Source organism: Bradyrhizobium sp. Leo170, from assembly GCF_004296405.1.
GTDB lineage: Bacteria > Pseudomonadota > Alphaproteobacteria > Rhizobiales > Xanthobacteraceae > Bradyrhizobium.
The window spans coordinates 20,461-42,613 of record NZ_PSRR01000027.1 but is presented as its reverse complement, the minus strand read 5'-3'; the positions used below and the strand labels follow the sequence as shown (position 1 = coordinate 42,613).

The 22,153-nt window shown below is 64.6% G+C and carries 23 protein-coding genes and 1 pseudogene; 10 read left to right on the top strand and 14 right to left on the bottom strand.

Annotated elements, in window-relative coordinates; genetic code table 11:
* Nucleotides 1–55: 55 nt before the first annotated feature.
* The 3 genes from hslU to hslV form a co-directional block, all read right to left on the bottom strand.
* Nucleotides 56–1,357, bottom strand: coding sequence for an ATP-dependent protease ATPase subunit HslU (hslU, locus tag CWO89_RS07805; protein WP_130578045.1), 1,302 nt, complete (start codon nt 1,355–1,357; stop codon nt 56–58).
* An 89-nt stretch (nt 1,358–1,446) separates the two neighbouring features.
* Nucleotides 1,447–1,905 carry a GNAT family N-acetyltransferase gene (locus CWO89_RS07800; protein ID WP_130578049.1) on the bottom strand — a complete coding sequence of 153 codons (459 nt, stop codon included), beginning with the start codon at nt 1,903–1,905 and terminating at the stop codon, nt 1,447–1,449.
* Between the two features lie 27 nt (nt 1,906–1,932).
* On the bottom strand, nt 1,933–2,490 hold the full coding sequence (hslV, locus tag CWO89_RS07795) for an ATP-dependent protease subunit HslV (protein WP_130578044.1): 558 nt from the start codon (nt 2,488–2,490) through the stop codon (nt 1,933–1,935).
* Nucleotides 2,491–2,671: 181 nt separating this feature from the next.
* On the opposite strand from hslV, the gene hisB reads away from it, so the two are divergent.
* The 7 genes from hisB to coaA all read left to right on the top strand — a co-directional run bounded on the left by hisB (nt 2,672) and on the right by coaA (nt 7,439).
* Complete coding sequence (gene hisB / locus CWO89_RS07790) at nt 2,672–3,265, top strand: imidazoleglycerol-phosphate dehydratase HisB (RefSeq protein WP_130225513.1); 594 nt, start codon at nt 2,672–2,674, stop codon at nt 3,263–3,265.
* Between the two features lie 109 nt (nt 3,266–3,374).
* On the top strand, nt 3,375–3,905 hold the full coding sequence (locus CWO89_RS07785) for a DUF2628 domain-containing protein (RefSeq protein ID WP_130578043.1): 531 nt from the start codon (nt 3,375–3,377) through the stop codon (nt 3,903–3,905).
* The gene (hisH, locus tag CWO89_RS07780; protein ID WP_130578042.1) at nt 3,902–4,552 is read left to right on the top strand and encodes an imidazole glycerol phosphate synthase subunit HisH; all 651 of its coding nucleotides are present in this window, start codon (nt 3,902–3,904) and stop codon (nt 4,550–4,552) included. The genes CWO89_RS07785 and hisH overlap by 4 nt, the downstream gene beginning before the upstream one ends.
* The gene (gene hisA / locus CWO89_RS07775) at nt 4,549–5,289 is read left to right on the top strand and encodes a 1-(5-phosphoribosyl)-5-[(5-phosphoribosylamino)methylideneamino]imidazole-4-carboxamide isomerase (protein WP_130578041.1); all 741 of its coding nucleotides are present in this window, start codon (nt 4,549–4,551) and stop codon (nt 5,287–5,289) included. The genes hisH and hisA overlap by 4 nt, the downstream gene beginning before the upstream one ends.
* An 8-nt stretch (nt 5,290–5,297) precedes the next feature.
* Nucleotides 5,298–6,074 (top strand): imidazole glycerol phosphate synthase subunit HisF, encoded by a 777-nt coding sequence (gene hisF / locus CWO89_RS07770; RefSeq protein ID WP_130578040.1) that lies wholly within the window; start codon nt 5,298–5,300, stop codon nt 6,072–6,074.
* A 75-nt stretch (nt 6,075–6,149) separates the two neighbouring features.
* Nucleotides 6,150–6,473: a phosphoribosyl-ATP diphosphatase gene (locus tag CWO89_RS07765; protein WP_130578039.1), complete on the top strand. Its 324-nt coding sequence runs from the start codon at nt 6,150–6,152 to the stop codon at nt 6,471–6,473.
* Nucleotides 6,474–6,482: 9 nt separating this feature from the next.
* A complete protein-coding gene (gene coaA, locus CWO89_RS07760) occupies nt 6,483–7,439 on the top strand; it encodes a type I pantothenate kinase (protein ID WP_028164789.1) in 957 nt (318 codons plus the stop codon).
* Between the two features lie 113 nt (nt 7,440–7,552).
* On the opposite strand, the gene CWO89_RS07755 is transcribed toward coaA, so the two are convergent.
* The 7 genes and pseudogenes from CWO89_RS07755 to rsmI all read right to left on the bottom strand — a co-directional run bounded on the left by CWO89_RS07755 (nt 7,553) and on the right by rsmI (nt 14,641).
* Nucleotides 7,553–9,796 carry a PAS domain-containing hybrid sensor histidine kinase/response regulator gene (locus CWO89_RS07755; RefSeq protein ID WP_130578038.1) on the bottom strand — a complete coding sequence of 748 codons (2,244 nt, stop codon included), beginning with the start codon at nt 9,794–9,796 and terminating at the stop codon, nt 7,553–7,555.
* Between the two features lie 154 nt (nt 9,797–9,950).
* Nucleotides 9,951–10,421 (bottom strand): hypothetical protein, encoded by a 471-nt coding sequence (locus CWO89_RS07750; RefSeq protein WP_165421047.1) that lies wholly within the window; start codon nt 10,419–10,421, stop codon nt 9,951–9,953.
* A 104-nt stretch (nt 10,422–10,525) separates the two neighbouring features.
* A pseudogene (locus CWO89_RS07745) lies at nt 10,526–10,951 on the bottom strand (magnesium chelatase subunit ChlI family protein); the annotation flags it as partial.
* A gap of 228 nt (nt 10,952–11,179) precedes the next feature.
* Complete coding sequence (locus tag CWO89_RS07740) at nt 11,180–12,151, bottom strand: MBL fold metallo-hydrolase (protein ID WP_130578037.1); 972 nt, start codon at nt 12,149–12,151, stop codon at nt 11,180–11,182.
* A gap of 160 nt (nt 12,152–12,311) precedes the next feature.
* Nucleotides 12,312–13,259, bottom strand: a complete 948-nt coding sequence (gene gshB, locus CWO89_RS07735) for a glutathione synthase (protein WP_130578036.1) — start codon at nt 13,257–13,259, stop codon at nt 12,312–12,314.
* 28 nt (nt 13,260–13,287) lie between these two features.
* Entirely contained in the window at nt 13,288–13,701 is a 414-nt protein-coding gene (locus CWO89_RS07730; RefSeq protein ID WP_130578035.1) for a YraN family protein, read from the bottom strand.
* Nucleotides 13,688–14,641: a 16S rRNA (cytidine(1402)-2'-O)-methyltransferase gene (gene rsmI / locus CWO89_RS07725; protein ID WP_130578034.1), complete on the bottom strand. Its 954-nt coding sequence runs from the start codon at nt 14,639–14,641 to the stop codon at nt 13,688–13,690. The genes CWO89_RS07730 and rsmI overlap by 14 nt, the downstream gene beginning before the upstream one ends.
* 288 nt (nt 14,642–14,929) lie before the next feature.
* On the opposite strand from rsmI, the gene CWO89_RS07720 reads away from it, so the two are divergent.
* Complete coding sequence (locus CWO89_RS07720; protein ID WP_130578033.1) at nt 14,930–16,156, top strand: penicillin-binding protein activator; 1,227 nt, start codon at nt 14,930–14,932, stop codon at nt 16,154–16,156.
* Between the two features lie 215 nt (nt 16,157–16,371).
* Here CWO89_RS07720 and hemW read toward each other — a convergent pair whose 3' ends face one another.
* From hemW to rph, 3 genes are read right to left on the bottom strand one after another with little or no spacing between them, the layout of a single operon-like run.
* The gene (gene hemW / locus CWO89_RS07715) at nt 16,372–17,529 is read right to left on the bottom strand and encodes a radical SAM family heme chaperone HemW (protein ID WP_130578032.1); all 1,158 of its coding nucleotides are present in this window, start codon (nt 17,527–17,529) and stop codon (nt 16,372–16,374) included.
* Nucleotides 17,522–18,151, bottom strand: a complete 630-nt coding sequence (gene rdgB, locus CWO89_RS07710; RefSeq protein ID WP_130578031.1) for an RdgB/HAM1 family non-canonical purine NTP pyrophosphatase — start codon at nt 18,149–18,151, stop codon at nt 17,522–17,524. The genes hemW and rdgB overlap by 8 nt, the downstream gene beginning before the upstream one ends.
* Nucleotides 18,152–18,161: 10 nt before the next feature.
* Nucleotides 18,162–18,875: a ribonuclease PH gene (gene rph / locus CWO89_RS07705; protein WP_130578030.1), complete on the bottom strand. Its 714-nt coding sequence runs from the start codon at nt 18,873–18,875 to the stop codon at nt 18,162–18,164.
* Between the two features lie 162 nt (nt 18,876–19,037).
* On the opposite strand from rph, the gene hrcA reads away from it, so the two are divergent.
* Complete coding sequence (gene hrcA / locus CWO89_RS07700; protein ID WP_130578029.1) at nt 19,038–20,126, top strand: heat-inducible transcriptional repressor HrcA; 1,089 nt, start codon at nt 19,038–19,040, stop codon at nt 20,124–20,126.
* Nucleotides 20,127–20,335: 209 nt separating this feature from the next.
* Nucleotides 20,336–20,944, top strand: coding sequence for a nucleotide exchange factor GrpE (grpE, locus tag CWO89_RS07695; RefSeq protein ID WP_028164802.1), 609 nt, complete (start codon nt 20,336–20,338; stop codon nt 20,942–20,944).
* 68 nt (nt 20,945–21,012) lie between these two features.
* Here the strand turns inward: grpE and CWO89_RS07690 are convergent, their stop codons facing one another.
* Nucleotides 21,013–21,948 (bottom strand): hypothetical protein, encoded by a 936-nt coding sequence (locus tag CWO89_RS07690; protein WP_130578028.1) that lies wholly within the window; start codon nt 21,946–21,948, stop codon nt 21,013–21,015.
* Nucleotides 21,949–22,153 lie beyond the last annotated feature (205 nt).

The window sequence follows — 22,153 nt, the reverse complement described above, 5'->3', positions numbered from 1 at the left end:
CCAATCGATCTGCCCCGGATTACGCTTCGCTCCATCCGGGCTACAGATTGACGGCCTACAAAATAAAGCGGCTCAGGTCGGCGTTCTTGGCGAGGTCGCCGACATGCTTGCGCACATAATCGGCATCGACCGTGATGGTGTCGCCGTGGCGATCGGGCGCGGTGAAGGAGATCTCGTCCAGCACCCGCTCCATCACCGTCTGCAGCCGCCGCGCGCCGATATTCTCGACAGTGGAGTTAACGGCGACAGCGACGTCGGCGAGCTCGTCGATGGCGGTGTCGGTGATCTCCAGTTTCACGCCTTCGGTTTGCATCAGCGCAACATATTGCTTGATCAGCGACGCCTCGGGCTCGGTCAGAATGCGGCGCATGTCGTCTCGGGTCAGCGCCTGCAATTCGACGCGGATCGGCAGGCGGCCCTGCAATTCCGGCAACAGGTCGGAAGGCTTTGCGATATGGAACGCGCCGGAGGCGATGAACAGGATGTGATCGGTCTTCACCGGGCCATGCTTGGTCGAGACTGTGGTGCCCTCGATCAGCGGCAGCAGGTCGCGCTGCACGCCCTCGCGCGAGACGTCGCCGCCGGCGCGATTCTCCCGCACGCAGATCTTGTCGATCTCGTCGAGGAACACGATGCCGTTGTTCTCGACCGCGTTGATCGCTTCCTGCACCAATTGATCGGTGTCGAGCAGCTTGTCGGATTCCTCGTTGACGAGGATTTCGTGCGAGCCCGCCACGGTCAGACGCCGGGTCTTGGTGCGGCCACCCATCTTGCCGAAGATGTCGCCGATTGAAATGGCGCCCATCTGCGCGCCCGGCATGCCCGGGATCTCGAACATCGGGAAGCCGCCGGAGGACTGCGTCTCGATCTCGATCTCCTTGTCGTTCAATTCGCCGGCGCGCAATTTCTTGCGGAAGGATTCCCGCGTCGCCGGGCTCGAAGCCGGCCCGACCAGTGCATCCAGCAGGCGTTCCTCGGCGGCAAGTTGCGCCCGCGCCTGAACGTCCTTTCGCTTGCGCTCGCGGATCAGCGCAATCGCGACCTCGACGAGATCGCGCACGATCTGCTCGACGTCGCGGCCGACATAACCGACCTCGGTGAACTTGGTGGCTTCGACCTTGAGGAAGGGCGCGCCGGCGAGTTTTGCCAATCGCCGCGCGATTTCGGTCTTGCCGACGCCGGTCGGCCCGATCATCAGGATGTTCTTCGGCAGCACTTCCTCGCGCAGGGAACCGGAAAGCTGCAGCCGCCGCCAGCGGTTGCGCAAGGCGATGGAGACCGCGCGCTTGGCGTCGGTCTGGCCGACGATGAAACGGTCGAGTTCGGAAACGATTTCGCGGGGGGAGAAGTCGGTCATGTCACCTAGCTAGGGGTTCAAGGCTGCCAGAGCAAGCTGAGGTTAGATTGCCGGCAGGCCGGAAATCATGTCGAGTTTGTAACCTGCGGTCATGCGTCACAGACCATCAAGAGAGCCGGGCCGTCGGGCGTGTCGATCATGCGGACTTTCTCAAATCGCGCTTTCTCATAGGCGCGCACGGCGCGAGCATTGTTCGGATCGGGATCGGTGACGATGCGCGGCGCGCCCTGCCCCAACCGCTCGATGACGAAGCGGCGGATCAATGCCGAGCCGTGCCCGCGTCCGATCATGTCGGGCTCGCCGATGAAGAGATCGATGCCGCGTGTGCCTTTGGGATGTGCTCCGAAACCTTCATTCCAGGCCGTCAACGCGTAGCACTGGATGTAGCCGAAATCGCTGCCATCGACTGAGACGATGAACTGGTCCATCGCCGGCTCATCGAGATCGCCACTCACCAGCGCATATTGCTCGGATGGATCGCCCCACCATTCCCGGACATGCGGCAGCGCCAGCCAGCGCTCGATCAGCGCAAGGTCGGCCGCCGCCATCTCTCGGAAGGTGTAAGACTGCAAGGTTCAGCCGCCCAGCGTCTCGATCGTCACGTTACGGTTGGTGTAGACGCAGATGTCGGCGGCGATATCGAGCGAGCGGCGCACGATCGCCTCGGCGTCCTTGTCGCTGTCGATCAGGGCGCGCGCCGCGGCCAATGCGTAATTGCCGCCCGAGCCGATCGCCATGACGCCGGCCTCCGGCTCCAGCACGTCGCCGGTTCCGGTGAGGACCAGGGAGACGTCCTTGTCGGCGACGATCATCATCGCCTCCAGCCGCCGCAGATAGCGGTCGGTGCGCCAGTCCTTGGCCAGCTCCACGGCCGCCCGGGTCAATTGTCCCGGATATTGCTCGAGCTTGCTTTCCAGCCGCTCGAACAGGGTGAAGGCGTCGGCGGTGGCGCCGGCAAAGCCGCCGATCACGTCGCCCTTGCCGATCCTGCGCACTTTCTTGGCATTGGCCTTGATCACGGTCTGGCCGATCGAGACCTGTCCGTCGCCGCCGATCACCACCTTGCCGCCCTTGCGGACGGTGACGATCGTGGTGCCGTGCCAGACGGTCGGCTCGTTTTGGGATGCTTGCATGGGGTACCTCTTTGTCCGAGCAGATTTAGGCGGTCGGCCAGTGGCTTACAATCGGCCGATTTGAAGCCTGTTCGGTCACCATGGCCGCAACTTGGCCGCTTTTTGCGTCATCCCGCAGTAGCGAAGGGGTCATCGGCCTGTTAAAAGACGCCCGTTTTCGGCACGGGAAAGCTCAATTTTCATGCGCACGGCGACGATCAAGCGCAAGACCAAGGAGACGGACATCGAGGTGGCGGTAAACCTCGACGGGTCCGGTGTGTCCCAGGTTTCGACCGGGATCGGCTTCTTTGACCATATGCTCGACCTCCTGGCGCGGCATTCGCGCATCGATATCACGGTCAGGGCCGAGGGCGATCTCCACGTCGATTACCACCACACCACTGAGGATGTCGGGATTGCGCTCGGACAGGCCGTGAAACAGGCGCTTGGCAACATGGCGGGCATCACCCGCTATGCCTCGATCCACATGCCGATGGACGAAACGCTGTCGCGCGTGGTGATCGACATTTCGGGCCGTCCGGTGCTGGTGTTCAAGGTCGCCTTCCCCCGCGACAAGATCGGGGAGTTCGACACCGAGCTGGTGCGCGAATGGTTCAATGCGTTTGCGATGAACGCCGGCGTGACTTTGCACGTCGAGACCCTATATGGCGAGAACAGCCATCATATCGCCGAATCTTGTTTCAAGGGTCTTGCGAGAGCGCTTCGCGCGGCTGTCGCGATCGATCCGCAGGCCGCGGGCGAAGTGCCCTCCACCAAGGGCAAGCTCGGCGGTTGATTTCCCGGGCATGGTCCGGAAAACTCGGTCCCGGCTTTCCCTCGCGACAAACGCGAAGCGTTTGCGCGGAGATCATGCTCAAACCAAAAGTTCGCGGCGGAGAGTTTTGATGCCGGTCTACACAGTGCATGCCCCCGTAGGGAACAATGCCGATCTTGCGGCAACCGACAAGTTCACCTTCGTGCGCGACGGCTTTCATTTCTGGGCGGCCATTGCGAGCGTGATCTGGCTGGCCTGGCACCGGCTGTGGCTGGCGCTGATCGGCTGGGTCTTGCTGATGGCGGCGATCGATTACGGCTTGGCAAAGCTCGGCATCGGCCGCGGTACGATCCTGGCCGTTGATGTCGTGCTGGCGCTGCTCTTGGGGTTCGAGGCCGCAAGCCTGAAGCGCTGGACCTTGTCGCGCGGCAGATGGCGTCAGCTCGACATCGTCGTGGCCGATGACGAGGAATCCGCCGAGCGTCGTTTTTTCGATCGCTGGACCGCGGCGCATCGTGGCGTGGTCAACGACCAATGGTCGGTCGACCGCGGCGGCCCGCCGCCGACGCGGAACAATCCGGGCCAGCCGTTCTCCAAGCCGCCGCCGCTGCCGCAGGGCGGCATTATCGGGTTGTTTCCAGAGCCGGGAGGATCGCGATGACGGTTGCCATCATCGATTACGGTTCGGGCAACCTGCACTCGGCGGCGAAAGCGTTCGAGCGCGCCGCGCGCAGCATGGAAGATCCGCAGAAGATCATGGTGACGCGCGATCCCGACGCGGTGTTCCGCGCCGACCGCATCGTGCTGCCGGGCGTCGGCGCCTTCGCCGATTGCCGCCGGGGCGTCGATGCGCTCGACGGTATGCTCGAGGCTTTGACGGAAGCGGTGCGGGTCAAGGCGCGGCCGTTCTTCGGCATCTGCGTCGGCATGCAGTTGATGGCGACACGCGGCAAGGAGCATGTGACGACCGACGGCTTCAACTGGGTCGAAGGTGACGTCGAGAAGATTCAGCCGCGCGAGGAGAACCTGAAGATCCCGCACATGGGCTGGAACACGCTCGAAGTGCTGCGCGAGCACCCCGTGCTGGAGCGCCTGCCGCTGGGGCCGGATGGCCGCCACGCTTACTTCGTGCACTCCTATCACCTCAACGCGGCCAATGAGCAGGACGTGCTGGCGCGCGCCGATTACGGCGGCCCGGTTACAGCCGTCGTTGCAAAAGACACCGCGATCGGCACGCAGTTTCACCCCGAGAAGAGCCAGCGCTTCGGGCTGGCGCTGATCTCGAACTTTTTGAAGTGGAAGCCGTGATCCTCTTTCCTGCCATTGACCTCAAGAACGGACAGTGCGTGCGCCTGGAGCAGGGCGACATGGCGCGCGCCACCGTGTTCAATCTCGATCCGGCGGCGCAGGCGCGCGCCTTCGCTGCTCAGGGATTCGAATATCTGCATGTCGTCGATCTCGACGGCGCCTTTGCCGGCAAGCCGATGAATGCGCAGGCCGTCGAGGCGATGCTGAAGGCGGTCACGATGCCGGTGCAGCTTGGCGGCGGCATCCGCGATCTCAGGACGGTGGAAGCCTGGCTGGAGAAGGGCGTGGCGCGCGTCATCATCGGCACCGCGGCGGTGCGCGACCCCGAGCTCGTCAGGAGCGCCGCGAAGAAGTATCCCGGCAGCGTCGCAGTCGGGCTCGATGCCCGTGACGGCAAGGTCGCGGTTCAGGGCTGGGCCGAAACATCGGAGGTGACGGCGCTCGAGATCGCGCAGCGTTTCGAGGACGCCGGCGTTGCCGCAATCATCTTCACCGACATCGCCCGCGATGGCCTTTTGAAGGGCCTCAACCTCGATGCCACGATCGCTCTCGCCGAGAGCATCTCGATCCCCGTCATCGCTTCCGGCGGCTTTGCTTCGATCGATGATGTGAAGGCATTGCTGGAGCCACGCGCGAAGAAGTTGGCGGGTGCTATCGTCGGCCGCGCGCTCTATGATGGCCGGCTTGATCCTGCAGCCGCATTGCAACTGATCCGCAGCGCCAGCGCCGCGGCTTAGGAGACGATATGTTCAAGGTCCGCGTCATTCCCTGCCTCGACGTCAAGGACGGCCGCGTGGTCAAGGGCGTCAATTTTGTCGATCTGCGCGACGCCGGCGATCCCGTCGAGGCCGCGATCGCCTATGACGCCGCCGGCGCCGACGAGCTCTGCTTCCTCGACATCACCGCGACCCATGAGAACCGCGGCATCATGCTTGATGTGGTACGGCGGACCGCCGAGGCCTGCTTCATGCCGCTCACCGTCGGCGGCGGCGTCCGTACCATCGACGACATCCGCACGCTCCTGCGCTCCGGTGCCGACAAGGTGTCGATCAATTCCGCAGCGGTCAGCCGTCGCGAATTCGTGAAGGAAGGCGCGGAAAAATTCGGCGAACAGTGCATCGTGGTCGCGATCGACGCCAAGCGCGTCAACCGCGCCGGCGGCTCCGACCGCTGGGAGATTTTCACCCATGGCGGCCGCAGGGCCACCGGCATCGAGGCGATCGAATATGCCCAGGAAGTGGTCTCGCTCGGCGCCGGCGAGATCCTGCTGACGTCGATGGATCGGGATGGCACTCGGCAGGGCTTCGACCTGGAGCTGACGCAGGCGATTGCCGATAGTGTCCCCGTACCGGTCATCGCGTCCGGCGGGGTCGGCAACCTCGATCATCTCGTCGACGGCATCCGCAAAGGGCACGCTACCGCCGTCCTGGCCGCCTCGATATTCCATTTCGGCGAATTTACCATCCGCCAGGCCAAGGAGCACATGGTGCGTGCAGGGCTGCCCATGCGTCTCGATCCCTAGGACTCGCCGTCACAAAAGTGCTAAGTCCCCTCCGGGGGAAATTGCCGGCTTTCACGCCGGTCCGGGTGCTCAAGTATGTCGCGTTTCACGGTCCACGATCTGGCCGCCATCATCGATGCCCGCGCGGCGTCGGGGGGAGAGGCGTCCTATACGAAGAAGCTGCTCGACAAAGGCGCCGAGCATTGTGCCAAGAAGCTCGGCGAGGAAGCGGTCGAGACCGTGATCGCCGCGATCGAGAACGATCGCGATCATCTCATCGCCGAAAGTGCCGATCTGGTGTTTCACCTGCTGGTGCTGTTGAAGGCCCGCGGCGTGAAGCTCGAGGACGTCGAGGCGGCGCTGGCGCAGCGCACATCCATGTCCGGATTGGAAGAGAAAGCGGCGCGCAAGCGCGATTAGGGCACGGCCATGGATATTCAGGCACCCGACCAGCAATATAATCCGTACCGGATCTTCTCGCGCGAGCAATGGGCGAAATTGCGCGACGACACGCCGATGACACTAGAGCCAGGCGAATTCGAGCGGCTACGCTCGATGCACGATCGGCTCGACATCCACGAGGTCGAGGACATCTATCTGCCGCTGTCGCGGCTGCTCTCGATCTATGTCGACTCCACGCAGCGGCTCTATTACGCGCAGCGGCAATTCCTCGGCATCCAAGACCGCAAGATGCCCTACATCATCGGCGTCGCGGGCTCGGTCGCGGTCGGCAAGTCCACCACCGCGCGCGTGCTGCAGGCGCTGCTGGCGCGCTGGTCGCCGCGGCCCAAGGTCGACCTCGTCACCACCGACGGCTTCCTCTATCCCAACGCCGTGCTCGAGCGGCTGGGATTGATGCAGAAGAAGGGTTTTCCGGAAAGCTACGACCAGCAATTGCTGCTCTCGTTCGTGAGCGACATCAAGGCCGGGCGGCGGCCGGTGCGCGCGCCTGTCTATTCGCACCTGACCTACGACATCGTTCCGAACCAGTTCATCGAGATCGATCGTCCCGACATCCTGATCGTCGAGGGTGTCAATGTGCTGCAGACGAGCCGCTTGCCGCGTGACGGCAAGGCGGTGCCGGTGGTTTCCGACTTCTTCGATTTCTCGGTTTATATCGATGCCGATGAGCCGGTGTTGCGCGAATGGTACGTCAAGCGCTTCCTTGCGCTGCGCGATACCGCGTTCCACGATCCCCGCTCCTATTTCCACCGCTATGCCGTGCTGTCGGACGAAGAGGCGACCGCCACCGCGATCGCGATCTGGGAACGCACCAACCGCGCCAATCTCGAGGATAACATCCTGCCGACCCGTCCGCGCGCCACGCTGATCCTGAAGAAGGGCGCCGACCACGTGGTGGAGACCGTCGCGCTGCGGCGGCTGTAGCTGCTGTCGCCCGGCATCGTCATTGCGAGCGCAGCGAAGCAATCCATCGCGCCTCACATGCGGAGGCATGGATTGCTTCGCTGCGCTCGCAATGACGGCGGAGGCAGCGGAGGCTACGCAGCCAGATGCCGCGCCGCTGCCAGTCCTCTCAGCGCCTCCTCGAGCTTCTCGCGATCGAGGGGCTTGATCAGAAAGCCGTCCATCCCCGCTTCGAAGCAGGCGGAGCGATCTTCCGCTAAGGTGTTGGCCGTCAGCGCGAGGATTGGCGTTGGTCGGCCGGGCTGGTTGGCTTCCGATTGCCGGATGCGTTTGGTGGTCTCGATGCCGTTGAGCTGCGGCATCTGGACGTCCATCAGCACGAGGTCGTATGGCGCGCCCGTTGATTTCGCCGACAACCAGGATTGAAGCGCCTCTTCGCCGTTGGTGGTGATCACTACCTTGTGGCCGAGGCGCGTCAGCAGCGAGCGCATCAGGAGCGCGTTGATCTCATTGTCCTCGGCGACCAGGATCGACAGCCCCTTGTCGGACAGGGAGGCCGGTGCCGAGCCAGCCTCGATTGGCTCGACGACGAGCTCTGCGGCGACGCTTGGGGAAGCGATCTCGGGCGTGGCGGTCAGACGAGCGGCGAGCGAGACGGCGCGCAGTGGCTTGACCAGATAGCCGGTGAACGGCGAGTCGGCGGACGGCTGCAGTTCCTGCCGGGTTGCCGGCGTGAACATCACGATCCGCTGCGTCGCATGCATCCGCGCCGCTTCCCCGAGGTGGCCGATCTCGGCCGCTCCCAGCGCGTGGTCGATCAGCGCGGCATGCCATGAACGCTCGGGCAACAAGGCCTCCGCCACCATGGCATCCGACACCATGCAGGTCTGTGCACCCCAGCGCTGCAAGCGGCGCGAGATCAGGGAGGCCTCGATGCTTTGCGGCGCGACCACCATGATCGACCGGTCCGCAAGCTCGGGCGGGCTGAACACCGGCGGCCCGTTGCTGTCGGAAGCGGCGAGCGGGATCGATAGTTCGAAGGTCGAGCCAGCGCCCGGCGTGCTTGCAAGCGCGATGCGGCCGCCCATGCGCTTGACGATGCGGTCGCTGATGCTCAGGCCCAGTCCGGTGCCGCCATAGCTGCGCGCAATGCCTTCGTCCGCCTGCTCGAACTCGCGGAAGATGCGCTGCTGCGCTTCCGGTGCAATGCCGATGCCGGTGTCGCGGACAAGGAAGCTGATTTCATTCGGCCGGATGCCGGGCTCGACCACCAGGGAGACGCCGCCGGTTGCGGTGAATTTGATCGCGTTGCCGGCGAGGTTGAGCAGCACTTGGCGCAGCCGGGCCGCGTCTCCGACCACCTCCATCGGCAATCGCTCATCGATATAGGCGGCGATCTCGATTCCCTTTGCCTCCGCCCTCGGTGCCAGCAATTCGGTGATGTCCTCGATCAGTTTCGAGAGCGCGAACGGGCGCTGCTCGAGATCGATCTTGCCGGCCTCGATCTTGGAATAGTCGAGGAGCTCTTCGATCAGCGACAGCAGCGCGTCGCCGGAGGTCTTCACCGCCTTGGCGTAGGTCATCTGCTCCGGCGTCAGCGGCGTATCCATCAAGAGTCCGCTCATGCCGATGATGCCGTTCAGCGGGGTGCGGATCTCGTGGCTCGCCATTGCGAGGAAGCGCGACTTGGCGCGGTTGGCCGCATCGGCCTGATCGCGCGCCTCGGCAAGCACGCGCTCGCTTTCGGTGCGGTCGGTCACGTCACGCCCGACGCTTTGCATCTCCGCAGGCCTCCCAGCGTCGGTGCGGACGAGGCCCTCGCGCCAGGCGATCCAGCGCGGCCCGAAGGGGCCTGCGATCTTCTGGTCGTAGGTGCGGGTGCCGCTTGGCTCCAGCGCGGTGTCGCCCTGTTCCAGCACCTCGAAGGCGAAATGGCTGCCGATCAGTTCGCCACGCGGCTTTCCCGCGAGGTCGCAATACGCGTCGTTGACGAAGGTGATCATGCCATCGCTGTCACGCAGGACGATCAGGTCGCTCTGCGACTCAAACAGGCTACGCGCGCGTTGCTCGGCTTCCTGCAGTTCCCAGTTGCGGTCGGCGAGCGCCTCGTTGTGCTCTGCGATCATGCGCAGCTTTCCGCGCATCAGCCGCAGTCGGACATTCAGCACGACCAGCGCCACGCAGGTGAGTGCGAACAGCAGACTGACAGCCACGGCAATGGTACGCGGATCACGGTCCGAAACGGCGCCAACGAGGAACGCATAACCGCCGGCGAAGGCTGCGGCGAAGACGATGAAGGCACGGAGGATGAAGACGATCCAGGGGTGACGCCGCCCGAACCGAAGCAAGCGGAGCCTCAGTCGATAGGTCCACGTCATCGCCGATCCCCTGATCACCTGCTGAAGGCTGGCGGCTTGAGCCGCCCTTGCATGTTGGGTCGACGATGCGTCGGCGACCTTGCAAAGTGCTTGAGACAGCATCGGGTTCCGGCCCGCGATGCGAACAGGGTTGATAAAGCGTTAACGATCGTTGCTACAGCGAAGCCGCCTGCAGATGGCGGTGCCCGCCATGCGCGCCGACGATCAGCGCCGCGGCATCGCGCACGGAGAAGCTCTTCGAATGGACGAAGATCCGGTAATCGGCCGGGCCATCCTGCGAAAGATAGATCACGGGGTCGGTTGCGGCGGGATTGGCCGAGATCGCCACCAGTTGCGGCACGCCCTTGCTCTCGCAGGCGCCGGGCTCGGCGTCGTCGTCGATATCATCGATAACAGCGAAATCGGCGGCTTCCGCATTGTCGGAGACCTGGACTCGGACGGTGGCGGCAGCCGGGTCGTCCGTGAAGCTGACATGGAGCTGGGCGAGCCAGGGGATCGATGCGATCTGGACGGTGGCGCCGCCGGCCTCGATGCAGGGATGTGGGCCCGGCAGGAATTCACCGCGGGCAACGAGCGCGAACACGGCCAGCGGCACGACCGAGGCCAGAATCTTCAAACGCAACATGACCACTCACTCAACCGAAGCCGGCTAGGATTGCGCGGACTTATGGTTGGCGGAGTGTAAAGAGAACTGGTTACCGTCGCGTTGACGCGACGCTGCTGGACGCTTTACGCCGCGCGCCTGATGTCGTCGGCGAGCGCGCGGTAGGACAGGGCCTCCGCAAGATGCAATCGCCCGATCTTCTCGGTGCCGTCGAGATCGGCGAGCGTGCGCGCGACGCGCAGCACGCGGTGATAGCCGCGCGCGGTGAGGCGCATGGTCTCGGCGGCATCGCGCAACAGCTTCTGCCCCTGTGCGTCCGGCTGGGCGATGGTCTCAAGCAGCGATGCCGGCGCTTCCGCATTGGTGCGGACGTTTGGCATGCCGGCGGCGGCATAGCGCGCAAGCTGGACGTCGCGCGCCGCAGCGACTCGCGCCGCCACTTCCGCCGATCCTTCGGCAGGCGGCGGCAGGATCAGGTCGGCGGCGGTCACCGCCGGCACCTCGATCCGCAGATCGATGCGGTCCATCAGCGGGCCTGAGATGCGAGACCGCCTTGTCCGGCAGGCCTACGATCGCAAAAGCCGGTAGTCCCGGCGCGACCTGCACCTGCACGTCGACCGCACGAGCCTCGATCCCCTCGAAAGCGACGGTGGAAACGCGTTGAACCATGCTGCCCCCTTGCCACAATCGAGGGTAGCCGAAGGCAACGCCAAGCGCAAGAACATTACGGGAACGTGGGCTCCGGGGCCGCTTTTCCGCTGTCCCGGAGCCCACGCAGCTTACAGCGTCATCTGCATCGGTTCGGGATAATAGTGGAAGCCGTCGCCGACCTTGGCGACATGGCCGTAGCCGGGCCAGGCGAAGTGGTAGGACATCACGGGGGTCTTGTTGGCCGCCAGCATCTCCAGCAGCCTCACCCGCGAGGCCGCCGCCTGTTTCGGGTCGGTGTCGTAGGAGAATTCCATCCGCGGCCGCTCGAGCAGCAGCACGGCGTGGTGCGAGAGGTCGCCGAGGAAGGCGAAGGATTTGCCGGCCGAGGTCACCATAAAGATGTGGTGGCCGATGGTGTGGCCGGGCGCCGCGATCGCCTGCACGCCGGGCAGGAATTCCTGGCCGTCCTTGAAGAACACCAGCCGGTCCCGGACTGGCAGCAGATTCTTGCGCGCGTGAACGACGAAGTCCTTCAGCGGGCTGCCCATCTTGCCTTCATCGGTCCAGTAATCGAAATCGCTCTGGGCGATATAGACCTGCGCGTTCGGGAACAGCGGCTTGTCGTTGGCACCGACGATGCCGCCGATGTGGTCGATATGCGCATGCGAGCAGACGACGGCGTCGATGTCCTCCGGCTTGATGCCGGCTTCCGCCATGCTCTTCTGCTGGCGGCCGGTGGTCGGACCGAACGCTTTCGAAGTGCCCATGCCGGTGTCGAACAGGATCAGCTTGTCGCCGGTGTTCACGATCGGCGAATTCTGCTCCAGCACCACATTGTCGGGCGACAGGAAGTTGTCCGACAGCATCTTCTTCACTTCTTCCTTCGGCACGCCGGTGAAGGTGCCGGAGGGATCGCCAAGCGGCAGCGGGCCGTCGGAGACGACGGTGACTTCGGCATCGCCTAGAATGAAGCGGTGCCAATACGGCGTTTGCGTGCCGAGCTTCGGCGCGCGTGCCAGCGCGCTGCCCCCGAGCAGCGTGCTTGCACCAAGGCCGGCGCCGAGCGCGAGCAGGGACCTTCGCGAGACGTTGATTGTCATGCTTTTCCTCCACGATTTTTATCGAGTTATATTTTGGCAATCATCGCGTTGCCGCCCGCGAGCAGGTCCTGCCCCACGACCTGAAGGCGAGCAAGGCCATGCTGCGCTCGCCGTCGCAAGCTGACAAGAGGTCTCAGAGCGGAAGAAAGGCAGACGCGCCCTAAGATTTTGCGCGCTTCGCCTCGATGACGTCCCAGATCCTGGCCGCCACGTCCGGGCCGCCGAGCCGCGAAATGGCGCGGATGCCGGTCGGCGAGGTGACGTTGATCTCGGTGAGATAGCCGTCGATCACGTCGATGCCGACGAACAACAGGCCGCGCTCGCGCAGCGCCGGGCCAAGGGTTGTGCAGATCGCGCGCTCGCGATCGGACAGCTCGGTCGACTGCGCCGCGCCGCCACGCACCATGTTGGAGCGCAGGTCGTCCGCCGCAGGCACGCGGTTGACGGCGCCGGCGAACTCGCCATCGACCAGAATGATGCGCTTGTCGCCATGCTTGACCTCGGGAAGGAAGCGCTGGATCACCCATGGCTCCTTGAACGTCACCGTAAACATGTCGAACAGCGAACCGAAATTCATGTCCTGCGGCATCACGCGGAACACCGCGGCGCCGCCATGGCCGTGCAACGGTTTCATGACGACGGCGCCATGCTCGTCGCGGAACGCGTTGATCTCGTCGAGGTCGCGCGAGATCAAGGTCGGCGGCATCAACTGCGGAAAATTCATCACGAACAGCTTTTCCGGCGCATTACGGACGCTGGCGGGATTGTTGACGACCAGGGTCTTCGGGTGGATACGCTCGAGGAAATGCGTAGAGGTGATGTAGGCGAGATCGAACGGCGGATCCTGCCGCAGCAGGATCACGTCGAAATTGGTCAGCGGCTCGCGCTTGGGCTCGCCAAGCGTGAAGTGATCGCCGACCTCGTCGCGCACGGAAAGAATCTGCACCGGCGCCACCAGCTCATCGCCGCGCAGCGAGAGCTTGTCCGGTGTGTAATAGGAAATGCCGTGGCCGCGCTTCTGCGCTTCGAGCAGCAGCGCGAACGTCGAATCGCCGCGAATGTTGATGCGCTCAATGGGATCCATCTGGACGGCGACGTTCAATTTCATGGGCTTTGGGTCCGGTCTCTCGAGGAAGTCATGCGCTGGCGTCGAACGCCGCCAACAGATGGCGCGGCAAACGCTTGGGCGCAATCAGCATGGCGTCGAAACGCATGTCGAATTCCGCATGTTCGGGATGCGTCATCAGCCAGGCCTGGGCGGCCGCAATGATGCGCTGCTGCTGGCGCGGCGTGACGGCATAGGCGGCCTCATCAAAGCTGGCGCGGGCCTTGACCTCGACGAAGGCGAGCAGGTTGCGCTTGCGCACCACCAGGTCGATCTCGCCATAGGGCGTGCGGAAACGCTTGGCGAGGACGCGATAACCCTTGGCCATCAGATAGGCCGCAGCGCGGCTTTCCGCCGACAGCCCGGTGCGGAACGCAGCGACCCGTTCGGGCGAAGCGAGCTTTGTGTCCGCCTCCTGCGGCGAGCTGCCGTCACTCTTGGCCATCATCGCCTCGCATTTCTTTTGCGAGTTCGAGAGCGCGGGCATAGACCTCGCGGCGCGGCCGGCCGGAAAGCTCGACTGCATGCGCAACCGCATCCTTGACGCTGTCGCGCAGGAGCGAGGTGCGCAGCAGTTCGTCGAGCTGATCCTGCCCCATCGTCTGCGCATCCGCCGGCGGTGGACCGATCACCAGCACGAATTCGCCGCGTGTCTCAAGTGCATCCTTTCCCGCTGCCAGTTCGGCGATTGGGGCGCGCCTGATCTCTTCGTGCAGTTTCGTCAGCTCGCGGCAGATCGCGGCATCGCGTCCGCCCATGATCGCGGCGAGGTCGGCCAGCGTCTCCTGCACGCGGCTGCCGGATTCGAACAGCACCAGCGTTGAGTCGATCCTGGCGAGCTCTACGAGGCGCGTGCGCCGGGCCTGTTCCTTCGTAGGCAAAAAACCCTCGAAGAAAAAGCGGTCGGTCGGCAGCGCCGCGACCGAGAGCGCCGTCAGCACCGACGACGCCCCGGGCACCGCGACCACGTGATGCCCGGCGGCGCAGGCCTCGCGCACCAGTTTGAAGCCGGGATCGGAAATCAGCGGCGTGCCGGCGTCGGAGACCAGCGCGATCGCGGCGCCCTCGGCCAGCCTCTGCAGGATTCTTGGCCGGGCCTGGGCCGCATTGTGCTCATGGTAGGGGGTCAGCTCGGCCGTAATCGTGTAACGCTCGGTCAAACGGCGGGTGATGCGGGTGTCCTCGCAGGCGATCAGGTCGGCGCCGGCCAATGTCTCCAGCGCGCGCAGGGTGATATCGGCGAGATTTCCGATCGGTGTTGCAACCAGATGGAGGCCGGGAACCGGCTTTGGCGCGTTCAGCACATGACCGCCGATGGAAAATGTCCTGTTGGGGACGTCCATCCCGGCGTCAGCGCCGTATCTTGAGCTGGCTTTTGCGCGCATAATGCCAATCTAGAGCATGATCCGGAAAAGTGGACACCGGTTTTCCCAAGGATCGTGCTCGAACGAAGAGTGGGGGAGCGCCGGCGCCATAACGTGCTTGCGTCTTGCAGAGTGGGCGGCTGTGCTGCGCATTTGGTGAGGGGTTCGCGGTCCACAGCTGGCAATTCGCCATGGGGATAATCCCTTTGTTTTGGTTAACTATTCGCCGACAATATGCCTGATTCTATCCCCTATTTGTTCGGCGGTTGGAGTCCCGGCCGGGTACGGCCGGTCAAGAGAAGAGACGAGATGGTGGGCCCGCATAGTCGCAAACCAAAATCCTCGGGTCTGCAAGGTTCCGCCGCGACCCGCCGGACAGCACTTGGCCTGATGCTGGGCGCTCCCTTGCTGGCCGCCTGCTCGGGGGTGCAGCAGACCCTTAGCCAGTTTACCAGTCCGTCGAGCCCGTCGCAGCCGGAAGCGCCCGCCGGCCCGCAACAGCAGCCGCAGGCGATCGGCAACGGGCAGGTCAAAGTAGGGCTGATCCTGCCGCTCTCGGCGGCCGGCAATGCCGGCCTCGCCGGGCAGTCGATGAAGAACGCCGCCGAACTGGCGCTGGCGGAATTCCAGAACCCGAATGTCCAGCTCCTGATCAAGGACGACGGCGGCAGTCCGCAAGGCGCCTCCCAGGGCGCGCAGCAGGCAATCGGCGAGGGCGCGGAGATCATTTTGGGCCCGCTGTTCGCCCAGTCGGTGCCGGCCGTCGCCCAGGTGGCGCGCGGGCGCGGTATCTCAGTAATCGCGTTCTCGACCGATTCGAGCGTGGCGGGACGCGGTGTCTATCTCCTGAGCTTCCTGCCGGAGTCCGACATCAACCGGATCGTCGAATATTCCGCGAGCATTGGAAAGCGCTCCTTTGCCGCGCTGGTGCCCGACAATGCCTATGGCAATGTGGTCGAGGCGGCGTTCAAGCAGGTGGCCGGTCGCAAGGGCCGCGTCGTTGCATTCGAAAAATACGGCGCCGATCGCGCCACGCCGGCACGTACAGTGGCGCAGTCGCTCGCGCAGGCCGACGCGCTGTTGCTCGCTGATGACGGTGATTCGGTGGTGGCGACGGCAGACGCGCTGACCGCAGCCGGTGCCAGTCTGCGCAACATCCAGCTCTTGGGGACAGGCCTGTGGGACAATCCGCGCGTGTTCGCAAGCCAGGCGCTGCAGGGCGGCCTGTTTGCCGCGCCGGATCCGTCCGGCTTCCGCGCCTTCGCCGGTCGTTACCGCAGCAAATACGGCTCCGAACCCGTGCGCACCGCGACGCTCGCCTATGATGCCGTTGCGCTGGTGGCCGCACTGGCGCGAACGCAAGGCGCTCAGCGCTTCCAGCAGGAAACGCTGACCAATCCCTCCGGCTTTGCCGGTATTGACGGCCTGTTCCGTTTCCGCGCCGACGGCACCAACGAGCGCGGACTTGCGGTGATGAAAGTCGCCAGCGGCGGCACGCAAGCGGTCGCGGGGTCACCGAAGAGTTTCGGGGCCTGAAGAAGCAGCCGTAGCCCGGGTGAAGCGCAGCGCAACCCGGGATTCTGTCGTGAGCTAGAGCATTTTTGGTTCTGATTGAATCAGAACCGAAGCTCTAGATTCTTATTTTGACGCGTTTTCTTCACGCGAACCGGTGTCCACTTCGCTCGAAAACGCTCTAAATGCAGACACCCCGGATTGCGCTGCGCTCCATCCGGGCTACGAACTGCACGTCACTATGCGGCTAAATCCGCCACCACGGCATCCAGCACCGGGAAACCTGACTTGGTCACGCGCAGCCGTCCGTCGGTGTCGACGATGATAGCGCCCTCTTCGCGCAGCAGCGCGATGCGGCGCGGGTCGAGTACGCGGCCGGAAAGCGACGCATAGCGCTCGGGGTCGATGCCTTCGGCGAGACGGAGCCCCATCAGCAGGAATTCGTCGGCGCGCTCTTCGCTGTTGAGCACCTCGTCGGTGACGACGCCGCTGCCATTGGTTTCGACCCGCATCACCCAGGCTTCCGGCCGCTTCTCCGTTGCGGTGGCGTGACGGCGGCCGTTGATGTCGAGGCGGCCATGCGCGCCCGGGCCGATGCCGGCATATTCGTCGCCACGCCAATAGACGAGGTTGTGCCGGCACTCCGCGCCGGGGCGGGCGTGATTGGAAATCTCGTAGGCCGGCAGGCCTGCTTGCACACAGACTTCTTGCGTCACGTCGTAAAGCGCGCGTGCGACGGCCTCGTCCGGCGTCTGCAATTTGCCCGCGGCATGCAGGCCGAAGAATGGCGTGCCTTCCTCGATCGTGAGCTGATAGAGCGAGAGATGCTCGGCAGCTTCCGCGATCGCATGCCTCAGCTCGTCGGCCCACATCGCAGGGGTCTGATCGGGCCGGGCGTAGATCAGGTCGAAGGAATAGCGATCGAAAGACTGGCGCGCGACGGCGACCGCATCGAGCGCTTCGCGCGCGGTGTGCAGCCGCCCCAGCGCCTTCAGCGAAGCGTCGTCGAGCGCTTGCACGCCGAGCGACACGCGGTTGACGCCGGCGGCACGGTAGCCGCGAAACCTCGTCGCTTCGACGCTCGTCGGGTTGGCTTCCAGCGTCACCTCGACATCGGACGCGACGCGCCAATATTTGCCGATCGCATCCAGGATCGCGCCGACCGTCTGCGGCTGCATCAATGACGGCGTCCCACCGCCGAGGAAGATCGAAGACACTTCACGGCCGGGGACGCGCGCCGCAGTCGTCTCGATCTCGCGCGCGAAGGCGCGGGCAAAGCGCGCCTCATCGATCTGCGTATGCCTGACATGGCTGTTGAAATCACAATACGGGCATTTCGACAGGCAGAACGGCCAGTGCACGTAGACGCCGAAGGCTGCCTGGTCCCGGTCAGTCAAGGCATATCTCCGCCAATTTGACGAAGGCGCGGGCCCGGTGCGACAGGCCGAGCCCGAGCGGTGGCAGCCCGTGCTTCTCGACGCTCGTCATCTCGCCGAAGGTGCGGGTATGGCCATCCGGCAGGAACATGGGGTCGTAGCCGAAACCGGCGGTGCCGCGCGGCGGCCACACCAAGGTTCCATCGGCGCGCGCCTCGACCTCTTCGAGATGTCCGTCCGGCCAGGCGACGCAGAGCGCGGAGACGAAATGCGCGCTTCGGCGGTCGGGCGCGGTCGCGTCGCGTTCCTGCAACAGGCGTTCGATCCGCGTCATCGCGGCGGTGAAATCCTTGTTTTCGCCGGCCCAGCGCGCCGAATAGATGCCGGGGGCGCCGTCCAGCGCATCGACCGCCAGCCCGGAATCATCGGCAAATGCCGGAAGATCGGCGGCCTTGGCTGCGGCGATCGCCTTGATCGCGGCATTGGCGCGAAAACTGTCGCCGGTCTCCTCGGGCTCGCCAAGTCCGAGATCGCCCGCCGAGATCGCCTCCACGCCATGCGGTGCCAGCAATTCGCGCATCTCGGCAAGCTTGCCGGGATTGTGGGTCGCGATCACGAGCTTTCCAGTGATTCGACGGTGCATGGCCTATTGACTACGACACCGCCATTTTCTGCAAGTCGACCAGCCGCGCCACACCCTTGCGCGCCAGCCCCATTAGCGCCAGGAACTCGTCCTGCGAGAACGGCGTCTTTTCCGCGGTGCCCTGCACCTCGATGATGCGGCCGTCGCCGGTCATCACGAAATTGGCGTCGGTCTCGGCTTCCGAATCCTCGGCATAGTCGAGGTCGAGCACCGGCGTGCCGTTATAGATGCCGCAGGAGATGGCCGCGACGTTGTCGCGCAACACGTTGGTTTTCAGCATGTTGCGGGCCTTCATCCAGTTGATGCAGTCGGCGAGCGCGACCCAGGCGCCGGTGATCGAGGCGGTGCGCGTGCCGCCGTCGGCCTGCAACACGTCGCAATCGACAGTGATCTGGCGTTCGCCCAGCGCTTCCAGGTCGACCGTGGCGCGGAGCGAGCGGCCGATCAGGCGCTGGATCTCGATGGTGCGGCCGCCCTGCTTGCCGGCGGAGGCCTCGCGCCGGGTCCGTTCCAGCGTGGCGCGGGGAAGCATGCCGTATTCGGCGGTGACCCAGCCGCGGCCCTGACCCTTCAGCCACGGCGGCAGGCGGTCTTCCAGGGTCGCGGTCACGAGCACGTGGGTGTCGCCGAATTTCACCATGCAGGAACCCTCGGCATATTTCACCACGCCGCGTTCCAATGAGACGGGGCGCAGTTCGTCGGGTGCACGGCGGCTTGGCCGCATGGGAATCCTCCGGGAATTCGAGCGAATATGGCTGGCGGTGCTTGTAGGAGCGGGCAGGCGTAGCGGCAAGCCTTTTGGCCGGCTCCCGGGCGGTAATGCACGCTTGTCAGCGGGCGTGTGGATGGTCAAATTAGAGGCAGTTGTGAGGGAGTTGGAGTTATTGTGGCTCAACACGAACCGGTCGGTTTGATCACGCCGCACGCCGGGCTTGCCCAGCTCAACGAGCGTTCGCGCGACATTTTCCGTCAAATCGTCGAAAGTTATCTGGCGACCGGCGAGCCGGTCGGCTCGCGCAACATCTCGCGCCTGATCGCGCTCCCGCTGTCGCCGGCCTCGGTGCGCAATGTGATGTCCGATCTCGAGCAGCTCGGCCTTATCTACGCGCCGCATACCTCCGCCGGCCGGCTGCCGACCGAATTGGGCCTGCGCTTTTTCGTCGATGCGCTGATGCAGGTCGGCCACCTCACCGAGGCGGAACGGCAATCGATCCAAAGCCAATTGGCTACCGTCGGCCGCGCGCAGTCGGTGGAGGCAGCGCTCGACGAGGCTCTGATCCGGCTATCCGGCCTCACCCGCGCCGCCGCCGTGGTGCTGACGCCGAAGTCCAACGCGCGGCTGAAGCATATCGAGTTCGTGCGGCTCGAGCCGGAACGTGCGTTGGTGGTGTTGGTCGGCGAAGACGGGCAGGTCGAGAACCGGGTGCTGGGCTTGCCGCCGGGTGTTCCATCCTCGGCGCTGATCGAGGCCACCAACTTCCTCAATGCGCGCATCCTCGGGCGTACGCTCGCGGAAGCGCGGCTCGAACTCGAGACCGCGCTCGCACAAAGGCGCGTAGAGCTCGATCAATTGACGCAGAAGGTGATCTCGGCAGGGCTCGCGAGCTGGTCTGGCGGCGACAATGAGGACCGGCAGCTCATCGTGCGCGGGCACGCCAATCTGCTGGAGGATTTGCATGCGCTCGAGGATCTCGAGCGTATCAAGTCGCTGTTCGACGATCTCGAGACCAAGCGCGGCGTGATCGACCTGCTGGGGCGCGCAGAAAGCGCCGATGGCGTGCGAATCTTCATCGGGTCGGAGAACAAATTGTTCTCGCTGTCGGGGTCCTCGACCATCGTTGCGCCCTATAGCGACGGCGCTGGCCGTATCGTGGGCGTGCTCGGCGTGATCGGGCCGACCCGGCTGAATTACGCGCGGGTGATCCCGACCGTGGACTATGCCGCGCGCCTCGTCAGCAGGATCCTGGGCGGTTAGATCATGATCTCATCTCTTTGTTTGAGCATGATCTCCGCGCAAACGCTTCGCGTTTGTCGCGAGGGAAAACCGGCTTCCACTTTTCCGGATCATGCTCGAATCCCCGAAACCGGGCTGGTTGCGCTTGATTTTCGTTGCCCAAAGCACGATATCCCGGCCAGCCAATCCCTTAAATGTTGACCAGACGCGATTTTTCCAAAAGGCAAGCCATGACCGATCCGAACCGGCCGAACGACAACGCCGAGAACCCGGCGCAGACCGGCGAGCCCGTGGTCTCGAAGCCCTACGTCATGCCCGACGATCCCGAGCAGGGATCGGCGGAGGCCCTGACCAAGGAGCTGAACGAAGCGCGCGATCGGACGCTGCGCACGCTGGCCGAGATGGAAAACCTGCGCAAGCGCACCAGCCGCGAGATCGCGGACGCGCGCGCCTACGGCATCACCGGCTTTGCCCGCGACATCCTCGACATCGCCGACAATCTGCAGCGTGCCCTCGATGCTGTCCCGGCGGAGGCCAAGGCGGCCGCCGACCCTGGGCTGAAGGCCCTGATCGAGGGCGTCGAATTGACCGAGCGTTCGCTGCACGCCACGCTGGAGAAGAACGGCGTCAAGAAATTCGATCCCACCGGCGAGAAGTTCGATCCGAACTTCCAGCAGGCGATGTACGAGGTTCCCGATCCCTCCGTGCCCTCGGGCACGGTGGTGCAGGTGGTGCAGGCCGGCTACACGATCGGCGATCGCGTGCTGCGTCCGGCGCTCGTCGGTGTCTCCAAGGGCGGCGCAAAGACCGCGCCGGCTTCGGCCGCACAGCAAAACTGAATCTGCAACGCATCGGCTGATGCAACGCCGTTGATGCCGGCCTCGACAGAGGCCGGCAGAGATCGATGTTATCGCGGCTGAATTCCGTCGCGCACGCTGCGGAAGCGCGGGAACGCGGTCGACCATTGATCGCGCGGCGAGGAGCCGATGATGCGCAGCGAGGTCTGCGCACCGAACCGCAGCCACTGCACGATGGTAACGGGCGTGTTGTCCTTGCCGCTGACCGCATCGATCCGTGTCTCGTAGCCGGGCTGGCCATCGATGCGGATCGGCTCCGACATCGTGATCCGTCCGTCGCGCACGCCGGGGATCGTGGTTGCGATCTGCTGGGCAAAACGGCCGCGGTCATCCGGAGAGGCCGCGGTCGAGCCGATGATGCCGATGATCATGAACGGCGCCACCTCGAACCCGCTCTTCTCGTCGCCATCGGCGACAATCAGCGCGGCGCCAGGCGCCAGCGTGCGGACGTTCTTGAAGTTCGCCAGTTCGGTTATCTTGAACGGCATCAGCCCGAGCTGCTCGTCGACCGGAACCTGATCCCGGATCGCGGCGGTCGAAAACATCTGGCGGACGGCGTCGTCGGTATAGATCCTGGCGGCATTCTCCGGGACCTGCATGGCGATGTAGCCGGAGAAGGTCGGGCCGGGCAGGATCATCGAATAGCGCCGCACGCCGCCGGCGCCATCCTTGGCATTCTCGACCGTGTAATAGGCAAGGCCGGCCGCTGTCTCGATGCTCTCCGGCTTGATCCCGCCGGCGCCGCCCGGGTTCGCCTTGAAGGCATTGGCGACCTCGCCATAGGCCTCCGCCGGCAGGTCGGTCACCAGCACCTTGACACCCTGGTCCTCGGTCTCGAAGCCGGTGAAGGTTTTCGCGCGATTGAGCCCCACCAGCGGCTTCATCCCGACCCGGGCGCCCGGCGGAAAGACCACGTCCGCGGCAAAGGCGGGAAATGCGGCGGCAATGAACAGGGCGACCGCGGCGAGGAGGCGAATGGGGTTCATGTCAAGGATCTACCGGGTTTGGCATTGAAGCCGTTCGATGGGCGGCCGGCGCGGGCCGCAAGCTGTCGGGCCTCGTTCAGTTGGCCCGCTTTTAGCGGTTTTGATGGCCCGACGACAGGGGCGGGCGGCTTCATGCCGCCTGATGGCGCAGGGTGCAATGTCGCAGCTTTCTTGCGCATTCGTTAATGTCGGCCCAAGGACCAAG